At 72.1% G+C, this 5,514-nt stretch carries 4 protein-coding genes and 1 pseudogene; 1 reads left to right on the top strand and 4 read right to left on the bottom strand.

The window, feature by feature from the left end:
- Positions 1-234: pseudogene (locus AX685_RS22210) on the top strand (DUF4175 domain-containing protein); the annotation flags it as partial.
- 46 nt (positions 235-280) lie between these two features.
- Here AX685_RS22210 and purH read toward each other — a convergent pair.
- Genes purH through AX685_RS01900 form a run of 4 tightly spaced genes read right to left on the bottom strand, consistent with a single transcriptional unit; the run spans position 281 to position 5,507 of the window.
- Positions 281-1,858 (bottom strand): bifunctional phosphoribosylaminoimidazolecarboxamide formyltransferase/IMP cyclohydrolase, encoded by a 1,578-nt coding sequence (purH, locus tag AX685_RS01915; protein ID WP_066484823.1) that lies wholly within the window; start codon positions 1,856-1,858, stop codon positions 281-283.
- Between the two features lie 58 nt (positions 1,859-1,916).
- On the bottom strand, positions 1,917-3,659 hold the full coding sequence (locus AX685_RS01910; protein WP_066484820.1) for a heparinase II/III family protein: 1,743 nt from the start codon (positions 3,657-3,659) through the stop codon (positions 1,917-1,919).
- On the bottom strand, positions 3,656-4,318 hold the full coding sequence (gene rpe, locus AX685_RS01905; RefSeq protein ID WP_066484818.1) for a ribulose-phosphate 3-epimerase: 663 nt from the start codon (positions 4,316-4,318) through the stop codon (positions 3,656-3,658). The genes AX685_RS01910 and rpe overlap by 4 nt, the downstream gene beginning before the upstream one ends.
- 25 nt (positions 4,319-4,343) lie before the next feature.
- Complete coding sequence (locus tag AX685_RS01900; RefSeq protein ID WP_082740432.1) at positions 4,344-5,507, bottom strand: RsmB/NOP family class I SAM-dependent RNA methyltransferase; 1,164 nt, start codon at positions 5,505-5,507, stop codon at positions 4,344-4,346.
- Positions 5,508-5,514 lie beyond the last annotated feature (7 nt).

Genomic DNA, 5,514 nt, shown 5'->3' with positions numbered 1-5,514 from the left:
CGCTGGCCGCTGGTCTGGGCGGCGTGCGCGGGGGCGCTGGTGGGCGGGGCGTTCGCGCTGCTGCCGCCGGGTTGGCGCTGGGCGCAGGTGTCGATCGGGGTGGCCGCGACGCTGGCCGCGTATCTGTTCGTGATCTGGCGCTACGCCTTCGGTCCGGAGGACCGCGCGCTGTTCAGCAAGATGCCGAGCGCGGAGGAAGCGACCTTGCCGAACGAGGGCGGGTTCATCCGCTGAACCGGTCTCCCCCGCGTCAGACCGTCGCGGGGGCGCGGGCGGCGGATCAATGGCGGAAGTGGCGCATGCCGGTGAAGATCATCGCCAGCCCCGCCTTGTCCGCCGCCGCGATCACGTCGGCGTCGCGGATCGACCCGCCCGGCTGGATCACCGCGGTCGCCCCGGCTTCCACCGCCGCCAGCAGACCGTCGGCGAAGGGGAAGAAGGCGTCGCTGGCCACCGCCGAGCCGATCGTGCGGGGCGCGTCCCACCCCGCCTTGTCGGCGGCATCCTTCGCCTTCCACGCCGCGATCCGCGCCGATTCCAGGCGGTTCATCTGTCCCGCGCCGACGCCCGCGGTCGCGCCGTCCCTGGCATAGACGATCGCGTTCGACTTGACGTGCTTGGCCACCGTCCAGGCGAACAGGCAGTCGGCCAGTTCCTGGTCGGTCGGCTGGCGCTGCGTCACCACCTTCAGGTCGGACCGCCCGATCCGCCCGGCATCGCGCGACTGGACCAGCCAGCCGCCGGCGATCGTCTTCGCGGTCAGCCCGGCGCGCGCCGGATCGGGCAGGTCGCCGGTCAGCAGCAGGCGCAAGTTCTTCTTCGCCGCGAACAGCGCGATCGCTTCCTCATCGGCGTCGGGCGCCACCACCACTTCGGTGAAGATGCCGGTGATCGCCTCCGCAGTGGCGCGGTCGAGCGGGCGGTTGACCGCGATGATCCCGCCGAACGCGCTGACCGTGTCGCACGCGAACGCGGCCCGATACGCCTCGGTCAGCGTCGCGCCGGTGGCGACGCCGCACGGATTGGCATGCTTGACGATCACGCAGGCGGGATCGCCGTCGCGAAATTCGCTGACCAGTTCCAGCGCGGCATCGGCATCGTTGTAATTGTTGTAGCTCAGCGCCTTGCCCTGCACCTGCCGCGCCTGGCCGATCCCGCGCGCCTGCGTGCCCGCGGCGGCGTAGAAGGCGGCGTGCTGGTGCGGGTTCTCGCCATAGCGAAGCTCAGGCCCGGCGCGCTTGAGCACGAACGGCAGCGTATCCGGGAAGGTCAGCCCCTGGTCGGCGAACGCGAACCAGCTGGCGATCGCGGCGTCATATTCGGCCGTCAGCGCGAACGCCTTGGCCGCCAGCCGCTTGCGGTCGGCCAGCGTCGTTTCGCCCGAGATGACCAGCGGATAGTCGGCCGGATCGGTGACGATCGCGACATAGGCGTGGTTCTTCGCCGCGGAGCGCACCATCGACGGGCCGCCGATGTCGATATTCTCGACCACCTCGTCACGCCCGGCGCCCTTTGCCACCGTCTGCTGGAAGGGATAGAGGTTGACGACGACCAGGTCGATCGCGCCGATCCCGTGTTCCTCCATCGACGCGGCATGTGCGGCATCGTCACGCACCGCCAGCAGCCCGCCATGCACCTTGGGGTGGAGCGTCTTGACCCGCCCGTCCATCATCTCCGGGAAGCCGGTCACGTCGGAAATGTCGCGCACCGGCAGGCCGGCGTCGCGTAGCGCCTTCGCGGTGCCGCCGGTGGAGATCAGGTCGACGCCATTGGCTGCCAGCGCGGTGGCGAGTTCGACGATGCCGGTCTTGTCGGATACTGACAGGAGCGCGCGACGGATGGGGAGGGTGGTCGTCATCCGCGCGCGGATAGGCGCTGGGGCCGGATCGCTCAAGCCATTAGCGGCCGTGCGCCGCTCAGCGCGCTCGCTTCATCACCCAGCTGACATGCGCACCGCCGGCCTGCGCCTGTCCCTCGATCACCACCTGGCGCGTGGGGACCAGCCGGCCGGCGGGGTCGGTCCAGATGCTGTCTTCCACCACCAGCCGCTCGCCGCGTGCGCGCAGCTGCCAGAACGCGCCCGCCGGGGTGCGCAGCATCGCCGCCTGCCCGTCGGCGGTGGCGACTGCCTCGACCCCGGGGCCCAAGTGGAAGCGCAGCGAGAAGGGCGTCGGCCCGCGCGGCGATCGGCGCGGCCACGTCGGGCCGGTGCGCGGCGCGGGCAGCAGCGAATCTTCGCCGCGCAGCTCGCGCCCGTCGCCGGTCAGCAGCAGCTGGCGACGGTGGTACAGGCCGTGGCGGCGGACATAGCCGTCGTGGCGCGCCTCGATCCGGCTGCCCGCCTCCGATTCCTGGCGTGCCAGCTCCACCTCCGCCACCCCCCGGCCCAGCGTGCCGTCGGGGTGGAGCGCGGTCGAATGCGAATCGGCCAATACCAGCGTGGAATGCGCGGCGGTGGAGCGCAGCCCCAGCGCGACGTCGGGCGAATAGCGCGCGGCGGCCCGCGCCGCGCCGCCGCAACCGACGACCAGCCGCTCCGCCCCGTCCGACAGCTCGAACGCCAGCGTCGATGCCGAACCGCAGCCCGCGACGGGCGTGGCAGGCGGGGGTGCGGCGTCCATCACCAGCACGCATCCGCCCGCGGCCAGACGTTGATAGCCCCAGTCGCGCGACTGACGCAGCGGGCGGCCGTGCGCGCCGCTGGCCATCAGCACGTCGTTGAGGCGCAGCGCATCGACCGGCAACCCGCCTTGCCAGCTCGACAATCCGCCGTCGCCCATCGCGACGCCCAGCAGCGCGGGCGTCATCCGCGACAATATCTGCTGCACGACCAGCGGCAGCGACTGGCGCCGCGCGTCATAGGCGGCGCGCAGCAATCCGATCGTGGCCATCGCGTCGAGCAGCGCGGTCGGCGAGCGGCTGACGATGCCGCCGTCGTCGGTGATCGACGCGTCCAGCGCGCGTGCCAGCCCGACCTCGCCGATCGCCAGCCGCGTTTCCCCGCCGGGGATCAGCAGCCCGGCGACGACCACCCCGGCCCAGGCGATGATCCGCTCGGCGCCCGCGGGGGCCTTGTCCGCGGTGCGATCGAGGTGGCGGGCGGCGCGCGCGATGCCGTTCAGGATGCGTGAGCGGAAGACAAGGTCGGTCGACGACAGCAGCAACGGCGCGTGGAACGACCATTGGACCAGCCGCCGCGCGACCACGTCGGGGCGCCACGCCACGTCGGACACGTGATCGCCATGCGCCGCCAGCCAGCGCGCGGCCAGCGCCTCGGCCGCGGGAACGGTGCGCGCACGGTCGCCGACCGCGTCGAGATCGCGCAGCCATTCGAAGCCGTGGACATGCGCCACGAACGCCGCCCCGCCGGTCAGCCGCGCGATATCCAGATCGGCGAGCGTGCGGCGTTCCCCGCCGGCGACCATCCACCCGTCCAGGAGCGCGTGGCCCGCGTCCTCATCGCCCGGCAGCGGATCGACCGGTACCGCCACCAGCTTGACCGGGTGGCGCCCGTCCAGCCGCCGGTCGTGGAGCGGGGTGCGCCACGTCAGCCGTTCGAGGTAATGCGCCAGCCGGTGCGACAGCGACAGCGCGGCATTCGGCTCCACCTTGATGAGCCGTTTGCCCTGTTCGATCCCGTCCGGTGCGTCGTCGGTCATCCGCCGCGAAGCATCCGGATATTGTCGGCATAGCGTTCCGGCCCGCCGCGGAAGGTGGCGGTTCCGGCGACCAGCGCGTCCGCCCCGGCCTCGATCGCGCGGCGGCAGGTCGCGGCGTCGATCCCGCCGTCGACCTCCAGATCGATATCGCGGCCCGACTGGTCGATCATCTTGCGGATCGCGGCGATCTTCTTGAGCTGGCTGTCGATGAAATGCTGTCCGCCGAAGCCGGGATTGACGCTCATCACCAGCACCAGGTCGACCATGTCGATCAGGTAATCGAGCATCTTGGCCGGGGTGCCGGGGTTCAGCACCACGCCGGCGCGCTTGCCCAGCCCCTTGATATGCTGGAGCGAGCGGTGAATGTGCGGCCCCGCCTCCGTGTGGACGGTGATCGTGTCGGCCCCCGCCTCGGCAAAGGCGTCCAGATAGGCGTCGACCGGCGAGATCATCAGGTGGACGTCGAACGGCTTGGCGGTGTGCGGGCGCAGCGCCTTCACCACCGCCGGGCCGATCGTGATGTTGGGGACGAAATGCCCGTCCATCACGTCGATATGGATCCAGTCCGCCCCCGCCGCGTCGATCGCGCGGACTTCCTCGCCCAGGCGGGCGAAATCGGCGGACAGGATCGACGGGGCGATGCGGACGGGCTTGGTCATCCGGCCCCGATAGCGCGCCCGCGCGTCACGTCAAAGCGCGACGCCACCGCGCGATGAAGAAGCCGTCGCATCCGCCCGCTTCCTCCAGCATCCCCGGCAGCGTCCGTACCCAGCCTTCGGGCGTGGCGGGGATGCCGGCGGGCAGTTCGTCCGCGGTGGCCGGCAGCGGGGCGAGGCCGGGATGCGTGGCCGCGAAGCGCGTCGCCTGATCCTCACCCTCGGTCCGTTCCAGCGAGCAGGTGGCGTAGACGAGTACGCCACCCGGCGCGACCCAGTCGGCGGCGCGATCGAGGATGCGGGCCTGAACGTCGGACATTTCCGCGATCATCGCGTCATGCGCGCGGTAGAGGACGTCGGGGTGCCGGCGGAAGATGCCGGTCGCGCTGCATGGCGCATCGACCAGCACCGCCGCGGCCGGGGCGGGCGGCTGCCAGTCGAGCACGTCGGCGATCGCAATGTCGAAGGACAGGCGCGTGCGCGCGCGGTTTTCCTCAAGTCGCGCGGCGCGACTTTCCGATGCATCCACGGCGGTCACGCGCCAGCCGGCGGCGGCCAGTTGCAGCGTCTTGCCGCCCGGCGCGGCGCACAGGTCGAGCGCCGTGCCCGCGCCGCGGCCGATCAGCCGCGCCGGGATCGACGCCGCGATATCCTGCACCCACCAGGCGCCGTCGTCATAGCCGGGCAGGTCGCCGATCGTGCTGCCCGCGGGCACGCGGCGGTGCGCAGGCGCCAGCGACGGCGCGTCGATCCCCTCCCAGGCGGGGTCGGCGAGCGACAGGTCGATCGGCGGCGGTGCGGCGATTGCACGCGCGGCCGCGACGGCGACCTCATCACCCCATGTCACGCGCCAGCGATCTGCGACCGCGGCGGGCAGCGTCGGCACCTCCGGCAACGTCGCGCCGCCGCGCATCAGCGTGCCGAACACACCATGCACCAGCTTGCGCGGGCCGCCGTCGACGAGCGGCAGGACGGTGGAGATCGCGGCGTGCGGGGGCGTGCCCAGTCCCAATACCTGCGCCAGCGCGATGCGCAGCACGAACCGCGCCTTGGCATCGTCGGGCAGCCGGTTGCGCGTCGCCGAATCGATCAGCGCATCCAGATCTGGCAGCCGCCGCAGCGTCTCGGCCGCGATGGCATGTGCCAGCCCGCGGTCGGGGCCGCCGTGCAGCGCGCGTGTCGCCAGCCCCAGCGCCGAT

Source organism: Sphingomonas sp. CCH9-F2 (assembly GCF_001556735.1).
In the GTDB taxonomy this organism is placed as follows: domain Bacteria; phylum Pseudomonadota; class Alphaproteobacteria; order Sphingomonadales; family Sphingomonadaceae; genus Sphingomonas; species Sphingomonas ginsenosidimutans.
This window is presented reverse-complemented; position numbering and strand designations above follow the sequence as displayed.

Coding starts and splice junctions, on each gene's coding strand:
- purH (WP_066484823.1), bottom strand. CDS start 1,858: ATGACGACCACCCTCCCCATCCGTCGCGCGCTCCTGTCAGTATCCGAC.
- AX685_RS01910 (WP_066484820.1), bottom strand. CDS start 3,659: ATGACCGACGACGCACCGGACGGGATCGAACAGGGCAAACGGCTCATC.
- rpe (WP_066484818.1), bottom strand. CDS start 4,318: ATGACCAAGCCCGTCCGCATCGCCCCGTCGATCCTGTCCGCCGATTTC.